This window comes from Paenibacillus sinopodophylli (assembly GCF_005930355.1).
In the GTDB taxonomy this organism is placed as follows: domain Bacteria; phylum Bacillota; class Bacilli; order Paenibacillales; family Paenibacillaceae; genus Pristimantibacillus; species Pristimantibacillus sinopodophylli.
Genome location: NZ_VDBO01000001.1, coordinates 2,196,320 through 2,212,387, shown reverse-complemented (window position 1 = coordinate 2,212,387; position 16,068 = coordinate 2,196,320). Strand labels below are relative to the sequence as shown.

The window sequence follows — 16,068 nt, the reverse complement described above, 5'->3', positions numbered from 1 at the left end:
GGCTGCCGATTAGAGCACGAGGCTGGAGTTGAATGAACGTGGTTCAAGCTATCAAAGATTCAGAGCTTATTGTGTCCGCTGAGCAATTGAAGGAAATCGTAGGAACGCCGCATGAAGCTGTTGTCAAAAAAAGTGTTTCCCGAATGGAAGATCATATTCGGCACTTCTTATCATTATCTCCTTTGTTTTACTTATCGTCATCGGACGCTTCGGGTCGTTGTGATTCGTCTCCGCGTGGAGATGAGCCGGGCTTCGTAAAAACGCTTGATGATTACAGACTCGTTTATCCGGAGCGGTCAGGCAATCGCCGAATAGACTCTTTGCTCAATATTATCCAAAACCCTCAGATCGGCATGCTCTTTATTATTCCCGGCATGCAGGAGGTGCTTCGTCTGAACGGGCGCGCTTCGATCACGAAGGATGTGGAGCTGATCGAAGGTATGGGGTGGAGTGGGAAGGCTCCTGAGCTTGCTGTCATCGTCGAGGTAGAGGAATGCTTCATTCATTGTCCAAGGGCATTGAAGCAATCAGGCATCTGGTCTGCAGACACCTGGCCGGAGGCTGAGGGTTTGCCGTCGACCAAAGAGATGTTCAAAGCACATTTGCAAATGAATGGATACGAGCTGTAGACTGCTTATATAACGATTTCTGAAAAGCAGCCAATGACAAAAAACCTGCCGGTAAGCTGCGCTGTTGCGCTCAATCCGGCAGGTTTTTTTGAACGATAGGAGAGTATATATCCTTTGGCTATACATTCTCGACACTTCTCGGAACGAAGCACGAGTATTAATCGAAGTCCCATTCATCGTCATAATCAGCACGGACATCCGAGACAGCTGCCTGCTTATCCTTGAATCTCCTGCGCTTCTTCTGATTGTAAAGCCACAGAGCGTACTCCAGCGGACGAATGATCGCTTTGCGGTACACTTCTTTCTCACCAGCCTGCGCGAATACTTCCCGTGCCGGCTTTGGATTAACCTCCAGCAGCCAGATACCGCCTTTGCGATCGATAGCGAGATCAAGGGCAAGCTCGCAAAGTCTTCCGTAGTTCCTCTCAAGGTAGGCGGCTATGGACACACCGAGCTGCTCCGCTTCTTCCTTCACCTGCGAAACTCTCGTTTCGTCGCGCAGCCAATCTTTCAGCAATGCGCTCATCGTAGCGGCATGGCCGCCGCCATGCAGGTTGGAAGTAATGCTTCCAGCTGCACCGATCCGCCCAGCGCAGCCGGTTACCTCCCATACACCCTCGCCGTTTTTTTGCACGAGCATACGATAATCATGTACGCGTCCGCTCGCAAGCTTTATTTGAATGCCTTGCTGGGCAATGTATCGGTTGCTCTTGAGGTGCCACGGGATCAAATAGCTGCTTAGTTTTGACGCCGTAATATGCTGCGGACTGACGATACGTCTTGCTTGGTCGCGGCCTTGAATATGGAGCTGGCCATCTTTACCTTTCTGGATTCGCAGGATGCCTCTACCGCCAGTTCCGTTAATCGGCTTAAGATATACGAGCGGGTACTTGCGAATCATATCCGATACGTCACTAATATCTTCGATATACTTCGTTGCTGGGAGATAAGTGCGATAGACCGGTTCCTTCGATAAGATGCGATGAATCGTCCATTTATTGCGAAGAGGGCGGTTTAGAAATGTCAGATGACCATATCTGCTCCGAAACTTCAGCAATTGATCGAACCGATACGTTCGTTGAATGCGGCAGCGATCATAGATCATATGCGGGAAAGCGGTCCATTTGCGTGACCAAGAGTTTGTCTCTGTATGGTAGAACAGCGCATGAATGCGATTCAGCGTATAATTGACATCCTTTGGCGTGAACACGAAGACGCTAAGTCCAAGCTTTCGTCCAGCCGCAGTCATTTTTTGGTAGATAGAACGTTCCTCCAGATGCCCTGCTTCATTGAGGTATAAAGTCAGGATGCCTAGGACGGGCTGTGTCATTGGCGGTTCCCCTTTCAAAACGAAGCGTTGGTTTGCCTGTCGGGCCTCTGTGCATAGACACAGCAGTCATACCAAGCCGAAAACATAGCGCCATGCTCGCGGTGTTATCTGCCGCAACATTGCAGCTTAGCTTACCTAAACGCTGAATCATAGCTTGAACGAGGGATCCGCCGATACCGAGACTTCTTGCTTCTGGATGAACGACAACCATGCAAGCCGCCTCCCCGCCTGCTTCCGCAAATCCAAAGCCTACGATGCGGCTGCCATGCTTCGCTAGAATGGCTGCCGCGCCGTATTGTCCGTTCAAACCTTGGTCGAGCAAAGAAGGATCTAGTTTGCGGAGCGCGTGGATGGTTGAGACTGCAAGGCGTTTATCTCCGAATCGAATGGAGAAGCCGATGAGTCTTTTTTGTTCCGCCAGCCATGTTTCAGGTGTGAGCAGCTCTAGATCCACATTACGCGCCTCCCGCTTTTTCTGTTTTTAATCTTGCTAAATATGCACCATAATGAAAAATACGCTCCAGCGATTTTTGGCGGATATGCGGCTCATCGAACTTCATAGGCTTGGAGTTTGCCTCGAAGAACCACATGTTTCCCGCATGGTCTATGCCTAGATCCATCGACATTTCGCCGAGCTGCTGTCCGGAAGCGCGCTCGATCTGCTTGGCGATCAACACGGCCGTATTTTTTGCTTTTATTAGTAGTTTACGCGCCTGCTCTTCATTAAATGAATGGACAAGGAGCTTCTCTGGGTCCTCGATCATTCCACCGCGTGGAACATGGGTTGTAATGCTGGAGACGCCGGCTATTCTTGCACCGATGCCCGTAATATCCCATTGTCCCCGTTGGTTTTTTTGGACGAGTGCACGGAGATCAAACCTTCTCTCATTAAAGGAAGCAAGATTGATGCCTTGCTGAGCAATATACGCCTCGCCGGTGCTTTGCTGCTGGATTCGGCTCCAGAGCTTATAGATCGTTGCACAATTAAAAGTGGCACTTTTTTTGTTTTCTTGAATTTTCAATCGATAAGGGAGCTGCTTCTCAGCATATACCTTGATGGTCATGATGCCTTTGCCTGCTTTCCCGCTTTCCGGCTTCAGATAGAGGTAGGGATGTTTCTGCATCATTCGGCCTAGGCCGGATATCGAATTGAGCTTGCGCGTCGTCGGAATATACGGTTTGGTAGATTTCGATAGACGCAGCCATTCGAACAAATCCCATTTGTTAAAAAAAGCCGGATTAAACAATGTGACGCGGGGATGCTTTTTGCAGGCATTAATCTTCATTCGCACAGAAGGCTGAATCTCATCCTCCCGCAGCGGAATCCGGTTATAGATGATATCGGGGAAAGGCAGCAAACGCAGCTGCCAGGCATCCTCGGATTCATTATAAACATAGCCCTTGAGACTGCGCCTCGTGAGCAGTAGGTTTTTGACAGTTAATACATAAACGATGAAACCCATAGATTGACCGGTACGGATCAGATCAACAAAGTTGCTGCGGTTGCCGCGAAAAAGCTGGACATCATCCTCGATGGTGAGAATAGCCAGCACATTCCTTCCGGCGCGCAGCTCTTTGTAGTCGGCGTCCTCTGGAAGCATGCTGTCCATTAGCCATTACCTCCCTGACCTTGGAAGCGACTAAGGTATAAGCAATGTTCTAAAATATAGGAAAGGGATGCGCGCCCCTCGGAGCGAAGCGCCGGATGCTTGAAGATCGATCGTCCAGGCTTGGCGTTGGCTTCGAACATCCATATTTCGCCGTCCTTATCAATACCCAGATCAAGACCCAGCTCGCCTAGTCGATGTGGGTAATTACGTTCAATGGCCTCCGAGAGCTTGATGGATGCAAGCTTTGCTTTCTCGAGAACGGCATCCGCTTCGGAGCCGAATGTTTTGCTGAGCGCTTGCTCGGGTGTCATCAAGGAGCCGCCGTTCTTAACATGAGTCGTCACACTGCCGCGACCCGCTTTCTTGGCGCCAATACCTGCTGGTATCCATTCGTTGTTGCCGTTTTTATGCATATGAAAACGGAAGTCGAGCGGGCAGCTGTCTATTTCGACGAGGCGAATGCCTTGCTGAACAACATAATGGTTTAAATTGCCGCCGTGCTTTGCCTGCAGCATGCGCATAAGGCTGCTGAAGGTGTTAAAGCGAAGCAGCACATTCTGGCTTCCCTTGCGATAACGCGCGAAATAGCCGCGCTTTGGATGATAGGTCAGGCGATAGATGCCTACGCCAAGGCTGCCAGCGGTAGGTTTGAAGTATAGAAATTGATGCTTCTCGAGCATTTCCTTCATTTTCTCAGCTGATGGTCCGGATATCGATTCAGGCAAATGATTCAGTGCTTCCGGGTCACTGTCCAGGAGCTTGTAGACATCAGCCTTATTGAAGAAGCTCCAGTTGAAGAATGGAATTTTACGGCGGACAAAACGCTCGCGGAGCGCGTTGATAGAAGCGGATGTTTCAGCTTTTCGACTTGGCAATCGGTTGTATACAACATCTGGAAGGGGCACGATTTTACGATACCACCCGCCTTGAGGATTGAGGAAGTAACCGTTAATCGTTTCCTGCTGCCAGTTAATATCACTTGGTGTGAAGCCGAACAGGTAAGCTTTATGCTCTCCGGTCCGAATAACCTGTTTAATGAAACCGGTTCTTGGGCCGAAAGGATTGCTCTCGGAACGAATAGGGTTATCACTCAGAATGCCGACCAGCGGACCGAGTTGTACCTCGTTTTCACCGGAATTGAGCACATACACGTTGCCTGACTTAGGAACCTTGATCGACTGGCGGATGCCGGAAGGCAAATACAAGTGATTGCCCGGCCGCTTGAGCTGCTTAATTTCCGCTACGATTACCTCATTGCCCAGCTTAAGATGAATCGATTTTTTCCCGGAGAGCTTCAGCTGCTTGAGGAGCGGGCTGGATAAATAGACGATTTTATTCGATTGCTGCGAGAAATGTACGTTGCAAGTTGTCAAACTCATCGATGAACCTCCTGAACGTTGAAAGGCCGTAATAGGTTATTAGGGCTTGCGTGAAGAAGACGGCCGTTTGCGGATTCATTGGCTACAAATGACGGTGATAAACGCCTAGTCAAAGTGCGTGCGTATAGAAGCGGTCTTTCGATTGAAAGCCGCTCGGCTTCTTGGTCGCCAATCCTCTGGAAGGATGAACGGCCTGGCTTGGTATTCGCTTCGAGCAGCCAAAGTCGGCCGCTGCGGTCAATACCGTAATCCAACCCAAGTTCGGCAAGTCTGCCGAAATGGCTTTCCAGCTGTTCGGCGGTTTGCTTGCTTATTGTATGGATTTGTTCTAGTAAACGTTCGGCTTTTGACTTTCCGAATTTGGCAGAGAGCAGCTGCAATGCTGGATAAGCGTTGCCTCCGCCGTGCAGGTTGGAGGTAACGGAGCCGGCAGTGCCTGAGCGAACGGCAACCCCAGTAATGAACCAGCGGCGGTTCTCTCCTTTTTGGACGAGTGCTCTTACATCAAACGGTTTTTCATCTTCTCCGCTCAGCTCCAAATAGGGCTGTAGGAGGTATGGGGAGCGATTGATGAAGCGGGATATCCAGTCTCCAAACACCCGTTCCTTGGAAAATGAAGCAGTGAAAAAAAGATTCTCTCTGTTGCGTCCCTTAACGAGAATATTCCGCTCAATCGGGCAGCGCGTTACATGGAGAATGCCTCGTCCCTGCATGCCTGCTGATGGCTTGATAATGATACCGCTAGTGTATCGATCTGCAAGCGCAAGCAGTTGCTCTGGTGTATCAAGAAGCACAGTGTGTGGCAGATGCTTTGCAAGCAGGCTCTGTTCCTTCAGTGACTCATATACGCCCAGCTTTGCCGGAAGCTTGCCACTCAGTTGCTTGAAAGGTTTGATCTGTGCAAGCTTGCTCAGCATGGTTCGCGCAGCTAGCTGCTGCGCTGCATTTGTGAAAAAACAGCGATCATATACGATGTCAGGCAGCGGGACAGGCTGCAAGGCGAATCGATTCTGCTGCCATCTCCAGCCAAGCAGCTCATGAGCATGCAGACCTTCTGCGCTAAAAACGTAAATATCGATGCCAAGCCGTTTGCCTGCAAGGCAGAGAGCCTTGTAGAAGGAGGCCTCAGGCAATAGCGGCTCATTTTCTTGGTTCAAGGGAATGGAGGCGACGAGTATTCCGAGATGGAATGAAATTGCTTGCATAGGCGCCCCCATCAAAAGCCCGACAAAAATCGGGAGTATTGAATCATCATGCGGACCGACGGACGTATTTTGTTGTCATTCAGCGGCGTATTATCGTTTTTGGATGGCTTGGAATTCACTTCAAGCAGCCATACGCGTCCGCTTGTATCCATGGCAAGATCAATGCCCAGCTCGCCGAAATGTGCCGGAATTTGTGTATCGACTCCGCGTGCGATATTTAATGCAGCTTGCTGAAGCCGCTGGGCGGCATCTTTCCTGCTGACACCTGCTTGCAGATTAGACTTGGCTACGGCCTCGCCAACTGTACTGAGCGTTCCGCCGCGCGCCAAATTAGAAACGAAGTGATGGGTGCCTGCAGTTCGTGCCACGATCGAAGTTATCGTCCATTTGCCGGCTGCATTTTTTTGGACGAGAGCGCGGAAATCTACCGGCCGCTTCTGAATTTCAATCAATTGCAGTCCTTGCTGGATTTGATACCGTACCGTTTTCATTTTGACCGAGATCGTAGAGAATAGCTTAACTAAGCTGGTATAGGGCTGCTTGCGCGTTCCTGCCGCTGTTGCGTACATCGCTTGATAAGTGCCATTGTCGAGTCGTATAATCTGAATGATTCCTTTGCCTAAGCTGCCGCGAACGGGCTTGAGAAATACGCTGCTATAACGCGAACACATGGATTTCATCATCGTGTAATTGCGTAGCAAATGAGATTCGGGCAAATAGCGTACCAAGGTTTCATCCTTTTTGAGCGCGTCGAAAACCTCGGTCTTATCGAGAAATTTTTCGTTAAACACACTCGTCTGATGCTGCTGTTTTACTTCCTTCATGAAATGTTGGACGCTGGGTCTGTTCTCTAGTTTTCGAGAGGTTAGACGATTATTGACGACGTCAGGGACAGGCATCGTGACTTTGCGCCAGCCGCCCTCGTACACCCAGCCGTCGAGGTTGTCAAGACTTGAACCGATCTGATTGGGCGTGAAAAAATAAACGTATGCGCCTTGCGCCGTGCAGGCTTCAACAAGCTCCTTGCAGAACATTGTGATGGAACCAAAAGGTTTATCCGGCATATGAGGATAATCCCGACTGATGAGCACACCGATCAATGGCCCCATAACAAGCGTTGACGTGTTGGCTTTGTACTGCAGCCGAATAACCGTTCCGTTTGTTATTCCCATTAGTCTGGCTAAGCTTTGGCTCATTCTCATCCCGTCATACTTCGCGACAGGGATGACCTTCACATGCTGCCGAAACGCGCCGAACTTCAAGAGGATATGCTGACCTTGAGGGATTTTCCATTGCTTGACTTGAGCTTCGCCTAGCATGAGTGTATCCTCAGGAAGCATGCCGGAGCTGATCACCTGTACGGCTACTTTCGATTTGAGCATCATAAATCTCCTTCCAAGCAGGAGGATGACGATAAGTGGTTAGCGGCCTATAGGTGTTTTACACGAATTACTTCATCATATGAGGACATCTATCCCTTTGTGAATCGAAGACGAGTGTGAATTATTTTGGGAATAGGAATGGGAGAGATTCGAATGAATGTTTATGACAAAGCTTATGAATTAGCGAAAACGCTCAAGGAAAGTGAAGAGGCAAGTCAGTTGAAGCTTGCGAAGGAAGAGGCAGAAGCGAATCCTGAAGCGAAGAGTATGCTGGATGATTTCCGCGAGCGTCAAACGTTTCTGCAGCAGAAAATGATGGCCGGCGAAGAGCCGTCTACCGAGGATATGGAGAAGATGAGCGCGCTCTACGAGGTCATTACGCTTAACCCTTTGATTGGCAAGCTTCTTGATGCTGAGCGTCGCTTTGCTGTCGTATTCGAAGATGTGAACCGCATTATGTCTGACGTGCTGAAGTCGATCGTAGATTAAGGGAGTCATATAACCTGTCCGTCCTTCATAGAATAGTCATAGGGACAAGGTGATTGTTCATCTATGACGTTATGGAGGAGTTGAATGAGATGGTTAACGGAAAAGTCCGTCACGTATTGTATTTGATTGTTGCGCTTGCGATGCTTGTATATGCGTTTCCGCGACTGGAGCTGACTGCGCCATGGAGCTTGATGAGTGTATTCGGGCTTGTATGGCTCGTGTTCGCGTCATTGATTGTCATTGCTAATGTCAATGCGCTTCTGATGGGAGAAGAGAAACGGAAGGAGCTGGCCCGTATAAAGAAAGCGAAAGCTCTTCTATGGGAACAAAAGCTTCTTCAAAAGGCATCAGCCTCCAGAAGAGTACGCGGCTGATCGGATTTATCACTATTTTTCAAGGACGCTATAACAAAGAAGCTGCTCAATGTCATCCTAGATGACTATTGGGCAGCTTCTTGTCTGTACAAGCCTATCTTATTCCCGTTCATTGCATATCTTTGAATTGAACGAGCTGCTTTACGAATCGGTAGACGGCTTCCTGCTCCTTTAAGCTGAGGCCGTTCATTTGATGAACCACCTTTGTAGCATAACCGTCTTCGAGCGGCTCTCTATCAGAGTTTGCCAAACTAACGACGTTTACGATGTTCTCTAAGGGCATTTGAAGCGCTTCCGCGATTTTACTGAGCACATCAATCGTTGGGTTTTTCTCGCCGCGCTCAACTTGTCCCATATAGGATGAGTTGATGTGAGCACGTAAAGCGAGCTGTTCCTGACTGAACCCTCTTTTTTTACGCAACTGACGAATATTCTCGCCAACAAGCCCCGCAATTTCACTCATGCTCTCACCTCAGTCTAACGATAAAACTTTAGGAGTCTACCAACAACGTCCTATAGAGGATAATAAAAAAAGTGACTATAGTCATTGACTAATAGATGGACTATTTACTATAATTGTGTAAAAAAGTATCATTCTAATATGATGATTACCTGTTAAGGATCAATTTACCAATTCCAATAATAATGGTAGGATAATAAAGGGCAAAATTGTTGACGCGAGGAGGTTGTAAAATGGTTGATGAATTCGAGTTTTTCAGAAAAGTTCGTGCTTATTACAATAACGTACCCTTTTTAGTTCAATTCACCTATCGCTTGTCTCATCGCGTCGATAAAGCGATAACAGCCCGCGGGTCCTTCAGTTGCCGCGTTAATCCCCATACTCAAATTGTGGAATATGTGATTGATCTGAAATCAGACATTATTTCCAGACCTTATAGCGAGCACAGCTCATTCTTATTTTCGAATATATATGATGAAATTCCGGCACAAGTGATTGAATTGAGTGAGTATCCCATTCAATCCTTACGTTATCCACTTCCGATAGAGTACGATTGGCAGGCTTTTATTATGTCTGGCGCAGAGGACTCTATTAATACGCACACGCTTCAGCAGTTGCTCAAGAAATGGAGATTTAGGAGACCGGAAGAGCAGGCAATTGACGGGAAGCTGAAAGTAGAGCAGGTATTGTTGCAATGGCAGTTGTAGACGATGAACAGCAGACAAGAACATGACTTGTTCCGAGCTTTCACTTATAATTAGACCATTATGATTGAAAGTTGGACGGAGGACATACATTGGCTCCAATCGGACCTAGTAACGATACAATTACGAAACATGAGCAGATTCTAAACTATATTCAAGGACTCAAGATTGGAACGAAAATATCAGTCAGAGCTATCGCGAAGGCGCTTAGTGTCAGTGAAGGAACAGCCTACAAGGCTTTCAAGGAAGCGGAGAGCTCAGGACTTGTCAGTACGAGGGAGCGTATCGGAACGGTTCGAATCGACCGTAAGCGCAGGGAAGCGCTTGATCAACTGACATTTGGCGAAGTAGCTGAGATCGTTGAGGGCAGACTGTTCGGCGGTGCTGCGGGACTCGATAAGTCTCTGCACAAATTCGTCATTGGTGCGATGGAGCTCGATGCTATGCTTCGTTACATTGACCAAGGCAGCCTGCTTATTGTAGGTAACAGAATGGGAGCCCACCGCTTAGCGCTTGAGGAAGGAGCAGGCGTTCTTATTACCGGGGGCTTCGAGCCGAGCGCAGAGATTATTCAGCTTGCTGATGACCGCGTTCTTCCTATTATTACGTCACGGCACGACACTTTTACTGTTGCCTCCATGATTAACCGAGCGATGTATGATCGCCTTATCAAACGTAAGATTATGCTCATTGAGGATATTGTAACATTCAGCAAGCCAGCAGATGTGCTTCGAATGGGGCAATCCATTACAGCATTTCATAGACTCTCACAGGAAACGGGCTACTCGCGTTTTCCAGTCGTAGATGATCGAAGCAAGGTTGTAGGCATGATGACGGCCAAGGATGCAATAGGCTCCCCTGAGGATGGAACGATCGATAAAGTGATGACCAAGCATCCCATTACGGCCGCGCCGAATATTACGGTTACGTCGGCTGCCCATACGATGGCGGCAGAGGGCATTGATTTGCTTCCTATCGTAGATAGACACCGCAAGCTGCTTGGAGTAGTGACGAGGCAGGAAGTATTGGACGCGATGCGATTTGCTGGCAAACAGCCTGAATCTGGCGAAACCTTTGAGGATTTGATGTGGACAGGCTTTCTCGCTACAGCGAGTGTCAACGCTTCTGGATATGACGAGCTTGGCATTGCTTACAAGGGCATTATTACGCCTCAGATGTCGGGAGCGCTTGGGATGGCATCAGAAGGAATGCTGGCAACGTTGATGACGCAGGCGGCGCGCAGAATGATTAGGGAAACAGCGAAGCGGGATTATCTGCTGGAGAGTATGACGACTTATTTCGTAAGACCGGTGCAGATTGACAGCGAGGTGACGATCATTCCAAGAGCGCTTGAGATGAGCAGGAAGTTTACGAAGCTTGAAATCGAAGTGAAGGATGGGAAGGGCTTGGCCGCCAAAGCGATGATGACGGCCCAAATGATTGATCCCTACTGATTTAAGAAGCGAAGCTTAATGTCTAGTTGTGCTGTAAACACTTAGATTGCGAAGGCCGGCGAACAGATTGAATACACCGAGGACTAAGAAGATCGCACCAATGACGATGCGCAGCGTGGATTCCCCGGACAGAAACAGCTGTACGAGGGCGATGAACATGAGCATGGTACCCATACTTATGTTCATTCGTGCCGAGAATAGGCCTCTCGTTCTCGCATCAGAGGATCGGCGGGATTTGAAGCTGAATATGGCAGAGAGGACTAGTGAAATCAGGATGCCTGGAACGAACACCCATTGCAGCAGTTGATCCAAAACTTGCAGCTCCTTTAAGTGGAATAATAACGGCTATGTTTCGTGATTGTCAGCCCTATTGTAACATGAATGAATGCTGTGTGCCTAAGCAGGCGGCTTCGTATACCCTCGAACCTTAACCCACACCTGAAGGTCGTTATCAACCACCAGAATCGTATTCAACTCGATAGAATAATCTTTGTTATATACATCCATATAAACCTTTTGTTCGAGCAGGCTGCGTGCGAGGCTGGCATCGGAATCGATTTCATAAATGCTTCTGCCTATGAAGATTTTGAGATCTGCTTTAATCCGTTTGATAAGCTCAGCCTCCGTAACTTGGTCAAGTCGAGGCCGCTTCGAATCCTGTCCGGCTTCTTTCTCGATGCGCGGCAGCAGGCTCTTTATTACCGTATGCTGATTTTTAAATTCTTTTAAGTGTTTCATATCCTGCTCATATTGCTCCAGCTTAACCTCTAGCTCACTCTTCAAGGTAATTAACGCCTCGAAACGTGCAATGAAAATCGTATTATATAGGATCGCGCCTATGATTATGCCGAGTGTCAGAATGCCCGCCATTTGCATCCCTCTGACAAATCGGTCAAACGGCGGCATACGCATCTTACGCAGCTCCTTTGCATATTAAACGAACGAGCTCCGTCGCCAAATGCGCCCCAAGAAATGCAATAATAATAAAACAAATCTGCTGCGCAGCAGGAGATAAATGTCCCTCCATAATATTGCTTTCGATGACCCGTACAGGATCGATTGAGCCGCCAATTGCGGCTACGATCGCCCATATTTTTAGTCTTGCAGCTGTGTCGAGCATTGTCGTCGCCGGAGGAAGAAGCATGAAAACAGATCCGACTCCCGCAAGTGTAGATCCCCCCATGACAACGCCAAATGCAATAAAGAAATCAAGCCCTGCTTTGGACAAGAAGTAGCTCATCTATATCCCTCCACGATCTTTAATAATGGAACAAGGCAGCCTGCATCGAACGCCCTGCTACCATTCTATGGGCGTGTCCACTGTGATTATGATAAAATAGAGTTACTTATTTGGACATCGCGGAAAGGATCGGATGCAATGAGCGGTCAAAACGAACCATCTTTCGTACATTTGCATGTTCATAGCGAATACAGCTTGCTTGACGGAGCAGCTAGAATCCGTGACCTTACGGCAAGAGCGGCGGAGCTAGGTATGAAGGCGCTAGCACTAACTGATCACGGAGTCATGTACGGGGCAATCCCGTTCTATAAAGCGTGCCGGGCGAGAGGCATTAAACCGATTATCGGGTGTGAGCTCTATCTGACGACCGGTTCACGGTTTGAGAAGGGTGCGCGGAAAGACAATCCTACTTATCATTTGATCGTGCTAGCCAAGAACGAAATAGGCTATCGTAATTTGATGAAGCTGTGCTCGATCGGTCATTTGGAGGGCTTTCACTATAAGCCGAGGGTCGACTTTGAGGTATTGCGAAGCCATTCTGAGGGTTTGATTTGCCTGAGTTCATGCCTTGGGAGTGAAATATCCCAGCATTTGCTGCATGATCGAACCGAGGAAGCGCGGACAAGCGCTCTGCGTTATAAAGAGATTTTTGGCGATGATTTCTATTTGGAGCTTCAGGACCACGGCCTGCTCGAACAGAAGAAGGTCAATCTGGCGATGATTCAGTTGGCTGAAGCTGTAGGAGTTAAGCTTGCGGCGACTAATGATGTTCATTATTTGCAAGCTGAGGACGCTGTGATGCAGGATGTGCTTATATGTATAGGCACAGGCAAAACAACGGAAGACGAAGGCAGATTGCGTATGCATTCCGACCAGATGTATTTGAAAAGCACGGAAGAAATGGCATTGCTGTATCGGCATGTACCAGAAGCTATATCGAACACCATTGAAATTGCGGATAAATGCGAGCTGGAACTAACTTTTGGCAGGGCAGCTCTTCCCGTATTCCGTCCAGTACCGTCTGCGATGAGCTCTTCAGACTATTTGGCTGCGCTATGCATAGACGGCTTGGCGGCAAGATATGCAGGATTGCCGTTAGATCAGGAGTTTATGCAAAAAGCAGAGCAGAGGCTGGAATATGAGCTCTCCGTCATTGATAAGATGGGATTCAGCGATTATTTTCTAATCGTTTGGGATTTTATTCGCTTTGCTCATGAAAGCGGGATTAGAACGGGACCGGGACGCGGCTCTTCTGCGGGCAGCTTAGTTGCCTACACGCTGCGAATTACCGATGTTGATCCGCTGAAATATAAGCTGTTGTTTGAGCGATTTTTGAATCCTGAGCGTATTTCTATGCCCGATATCGATATCGATTTCAACGATGAGCGCCGTGATGAGGTTATCGCCTATGTGGCAGCTAAATATGGAGATGAGCATGTCGCTCAGATTATTACCTTCGGAACGATGGCGGCAAAGGCGGCTGTACGGGATGTAGGAAGAGCGATGAACGTACCATTCCATGAGGTAGACCGTGCAGCCAAGCTTATTCCGAATCAACTCGGCATTACGCTGGAAGAGGCACTTCGTATGAGCAGCGAGCTGCGCGAAGCCAGTGAGCGTCAGCCTAAGACGGCTAGCATGCTCAAGATGGCTGTAAAGGTAGAAGGAATGCCTCGGCATTCATCTACGCATGCTGCAGGTGTTGTTATTTCGCAGGAGCCGCTAACGAACCATACGCCGATTCAGACTGGCAGCGAGCAAATTCCGCTGACTCAGTATTCGATGGAGCATCTGGAATCAATTGGACTGCTCAAAATGGATTTTCTCGGACTTCGTACGCTCTCCATATTGGAGCGCGCACTTCAAGCGATTAAAGAGCAGCATGGCAAAATCATCGACTTTCAATCGATTAGCGATAATGATCCTGCGACGTATGCCATGCTCAGCAGAGGCGATACGACGGGTATATTCCAGCTTGAGTCAGCTGGTGTACGGCGGGTGCTGAAGGAGCTGAAGCCGACGGAATTCGAGGATATCGTATCTGTGTTAGCCCTCTACCGACCAGGTCCTATGGAGTTTATTCCTAAATATATACAAGGAAAGCATGGACTTGTTACTGTAGAATATCCTCACCACTCGCTTGAGCCGATTTTATCGGAAACCTACGGGATCATTGTGTATCAGGAGCAGATCATGCAGATTGCATCCTTGATGGCAGGCTTCTCGCTAGGTGAAGCTGATTTACTGCGCCGCGCCGTCTCCAAGAAAAAGCGGGAAGTGCTTGACGAGGAGCGTGCACATTTCGTAAAGGGAAGCCTCATGCAAGGGTATTCGGATGAAGAGGCTAACCGTGTCTATGATATGATCGTTCGATTCGCTGATTATGGTTTTCCACGTGCACATGCCGCAGCATACGGCGTGCTTGCTTTCCAGACAGCTTGGCTTAAAGCCAATTATCCGATTCCTTTCATGGCATCGATGCTTGCTTCAGTCACCGGAAACCAGCGTAAAACAGCTGAATATGTGGATGAATGCCGCCGCATGGGCATTGCAGTATGGCCTCCTGACGTAAATGAAAGCAGCGTTTCATTCACACCGACCGAGCAGGCCGTTCGCTTTGGTTTAGCATCGATTAAAAACGTAGGTACTCAGGCGATTGATGCGCTAATGAAAGAGCGTCAAGAACGTCCCTTTGAGAGCTTGCTCGATCTGTGTCAAAGAGTGGATTTGCGCGTCGTGAATAAGCGGGTTCTCGAGTCTCTTATTCAAGCGGGAGCCTTCGACACACTTCCTGGACATCGTGCCCAGTTGCTGGCCGCACTTGAGGAAACGGTGGAAACAGCAGTCAAATGGCGCAAGGAACGCGAGGAGCTGCAAATCGAAATGTTCGGTCTGGACGAAATTCAGAACTGGGATGTCGAGCTTCCGGATATACGTCCGTACACGACTGGACAGCAGTTGGATTTCGAGCGGGAGCTGCTAGGCTTATACTTATCGGGCCACCCACTGGATGCAGCGGAGCAGCAGCTTGCACCGCTTGGTCTTGATCGACTATTGGAGCTGAGCGATGCGAAGGATGGCACCATCGCGATTGTTGGTGTAATGGTCGTATCGATTAAACCTTTCACGAATAAGAAAGGTCTTTCAATGGGTTTTATCGAGCTGGAGGACCGAATCATGCGCGTTGAAGCAGTTGTTTTCCCGGCGGTATGGAAACGGATCGGCAGCAAGCTTGCGAAGGGCGGCCTTGCGATCATTCAGGCAACTGTTCAGCAGCAAGATGACGATTATAAGCTTCTAGTGGAGGATTGTGTGCCCATTGCAGATACCGATATGGATCTCAGAGAGCATGCTGCAAGGCTGCAGAAGCAGGCTAAAGCGCGCGCGGCACGCACAAGCAGCAGTGGGGCTGCTTCAAGCCAAACGGCAGCGCAAAGTACGCCTGCTTCAGCGGAAGCACGCAATGGGCAGCCACTAAGAAGCAAAGCAACGTTAGTATCCGGTGCGGATCATACCGTGGCTGCTGTTGGAGAGGGAGTGAAAACGACTCTCCAAGCAGATCGTAAGCCGCAGCGTGCCTATATCAAAATCTCGTCCCAGATGGAGCAGCCAGTGATATTGGAGCAGCTTAAAGTGTTGCTCGCAAGTCACCCTGGTCAGCTTGCAACCGTGTTGTTCTATGAGCAAAGTCAGAAGTCTATCGCTCTTAGCGACAGCTACCGTGTTAAGCCGTCCTCTCAGCTTATTGCTGCTGCGGAGAAGCTGCTTGGCGCAGGGACGATTATCGTCAGATAGCCTATTCCCGTTGTCTT

General features: G+C 48.8%; 16 protein-coding genes. 6 read left to right on the top strand and 10 right to left on the bottom strand.

The annotated features are described in order from the left end of the window. The first annotated feature begins 32 nt into the window (after positions 1 to 32). Positions 33 to 629 carry an MSMEG_1061 family FMN-dependent PPOX-type flavoprotein gene (locus FGT79_RS09790; RefSeq protein WP_138752477.1) on the top strand — a complete coding sequence of 199 codons (597 nt, stop codon included), beginning with the start codon at positions 33 to 35 and terminating at the stop codon, positions 627 to 629. A gap of 157 nt (positions 630 to 786) precedes the next feature. Here FGT79_RS09790 and FGT79_RS09785 read toward each other — a convergent pair whose 3' ends face one another. The 6 genes from FGT79_RS09785 to FGT79_RS09760 are packed head-to-tail and all read right to left on the bottom strand — an operon-like array spanning position 787 to position 7,535. Continuing rightward, on the bottom strand, positions 787 to 1,959 hold the full coding sequence (locus FGT79_RS09785) for a YheC/YheD family endospore coat-associated protein (protein ID WP_138752476.1): 1,173 nt from the start codon (positions 1,957 to 1,959) through the stop codon (positions 787 to 789). Beyond that, complete coding sequence (locus FGT79_RS09780) at positions 1,916 to 2,413, bottom strand: GNAT family N-acetyltransferase (RefSeq protein ID WP_138752475.1); 498 nt, start codon at positions 2,411 to 2,413, stop codon at positions 1,916 to 1,918. Before FGT79_RS09780 ends, FGT79_RS09785 begins: the two co-directional genes overlap by 44 nt. Position 2,414: 1 nt before the next feature. Further along, complete coding sequence (locus tag FGT79_RS09775; RefSeq protein ID WP_425464995.1) at positions 2,415 to 3,569, bottom strand: YheC/YheD family endospore coat-associated protein; 1,155 nt, start codon at positions 3,567 to 3,569, stop codon at positions 2,415 to 2,417. Continuing rightward, positions 3,569 to 4,948: a YheC/YheD family endospore coat-associated protein gene (locus FGT79_RS09770; protein WP_138752474.1), complete on the bottom strand. Its 1,380-nt coding sequence runs from the start codon at positions 4,946 to 4,948 to the stop codon at positions 3,569 to 3,571. Before FGT79_RS09770 ends, FGT79_RS09775 begins: the two co-directional genes overlap by 1 nt. Further along, the gene (locus FGT79_RS09765) at positions 4,945 to 6,153 is read right to left on the bottom strand and encodes a YheC/YheD family endospore coat-associated protein (protein WP_171056150.1); all 1,209 of its coding nucleotides are present in this window, start codon (positions 6,151 to 6,153) and stop codon (positions 4,945 to 4,947) included. Before FGT79_RS09765 ends, FGT79_RS09770 begins: the two co-directional genes overlap by 4 nt. Positions 6,154 to 6,164: 11 nt before the next feature. After that, a complete protein-coding gene (locus FGT79_RS09760) occupies positions 6,165 to 7,535 on the bottom strand; it encodes a YheC/YheD family endospore coat-associated protein (RefSeq protein WP_138753023.1) in 1,371 nt (456 codons plus the stop codon). A gap of 153 nt (positions 7,536 to 7,688) precedes the next feature. Here FGT79_RS09760 and FGT79_RS09755 point away from each other — a divergent pair, with 153 nt between their 5' ends. Both FGT79_RS09755 and FGT79_RS09750 read left to right on the top strand, forming a co-directional pair. Further along, positions 7,689 to 8,024: a YlbF family regulator gene (locus tag FGT79_RS09755; RefSeq protein ID WP_138752472.1), complete on the top strand. Its 336-nt coding sequence runs from the start codon at positions 7,689 to 7,691 to the stop codon at positions 8,022 to 8,024. Between the two features lie 89 nt (positions 8,025 to 8,113). After that, a complete protein-coding gene (locus tag FGT79_RS09750; RefSeq protein WP_138752471.1) occupies positions 8,114 to 8,398 on the top strand; it encodes a hypothetical protein in 285 nt (94 codons plus the stop codon). Positions 8,399 to 8,507: 109 nt separating this feature from the next. Here FGT79_RS09750 and FGT79_RS09745 read toward each other — a convergent pair whose 3' ends face one another. Continuing rightward, positions 8,508 to 8,861 (bottom strand): helix-turn-helix domain-containing protein, encoded by a 354-nt coding sequence (locus tag FGT79_RS09745; RefSeq protein ID WP_138752470.1) that lies wholly within the window; start codon positions 8,859 to 8,861, stop codon positions 8,508 to 8,510. A 230-nt stretch (positions 8,862 to 9,091) separates the two neighbouring features. Here FGT79_RS09745 and FGT79_RS09740 point away from each other — a divergent pair, with 230 nt between their 5' ends. Then, on the top strand, positions 9,092 to 9,565 hold the full coding sequence (locus FGT79_RS09740) for a hypothetical protein (RefSeq protein WP_138752469.1): 474 nt from the start codon (positions 9,092 to 9,094) through the stop codon (positions 9,563 to 9,565). Positions 9,566 to 9,654: 89 nt separating this feature from the next. Next, positions 9,655 to 11,016, top strand: a complete 1,362-nt coding sequence (locus FGT79_RS09735) for a DRTGG domain-containing protein (protein ID WP_425464994.1) — start codon at positions 9,655 to 9,657, stop codon at positions 11,014 to 11,016. 15 nt (positions 11,017 to 11,031) lie between these two features. Here FGT79_RS09735 and FGT79_RS09730 read toward each other — a convergent pair whose 3' ends face one another. From FGT79_RS09730 to FGT79_RS09720, 3 genes are all read right to left on the bottom strand, one after another. Beyond that, complete coding sequence (locus FGT79_RS09730; RefSeq protein ID WP_138752468.1) at positions 11,032 to 11,328, bottom strand: YtpI family protein; 297 nt, start codon at positions 11,326 to 11,328, stop codon at positions 11,032 to 11,034. An 84-nt stretch (positions 11,329 to 11,412) separates the two neighbouring features. Continuing rightward, positions 11,413 to 11,928 carry a sporulation membrane protein YtrI gene (locus tag FGT79_RS09725; protein WP_138752467.1) on the bottom strand — a complete coding sequence of 172 codons (516 nt, stop codon included), beginning with the start codon at positions 11,926 to 11,928 and terminating at the stop codon, positions 11,413 to 11,415. Position 11,929: 1 nt separating this feature from the next. Then, positions 11,930 to 12,256 carry a YtrH family sporulation protein gene (locus tag FGT79_RS09720; RefSeq protein ID WP_138752466.1) on the bottom strand — a complete coding sequence of 109 codons (327 nt, stop codon included), beginning with the start codon at positions 12,254 to 12,256 and terminating at the stop codon, positions 11,930 to 11,932. A 138-nt stretch (positions 12,257 to 12,394) separates the two neighbouring features. On the opposite strand from FGT79_RS09720, the gene FGT79_RS09715 reads away from it, so the two are divergent. Continuing rightward, a complete protein-coding gene (locus FGT79_RS09715; protein WP_138752465.1) occupies positions 12,395 to 16,051 on the top strand; it encodes a DNA polymerase III subunit alpha in 3,657 nt (1,218 codons plus the stop codon). The last annotated feature ends 17 nt before the right edge of the window (positions 16,052 to 16,068 follow it).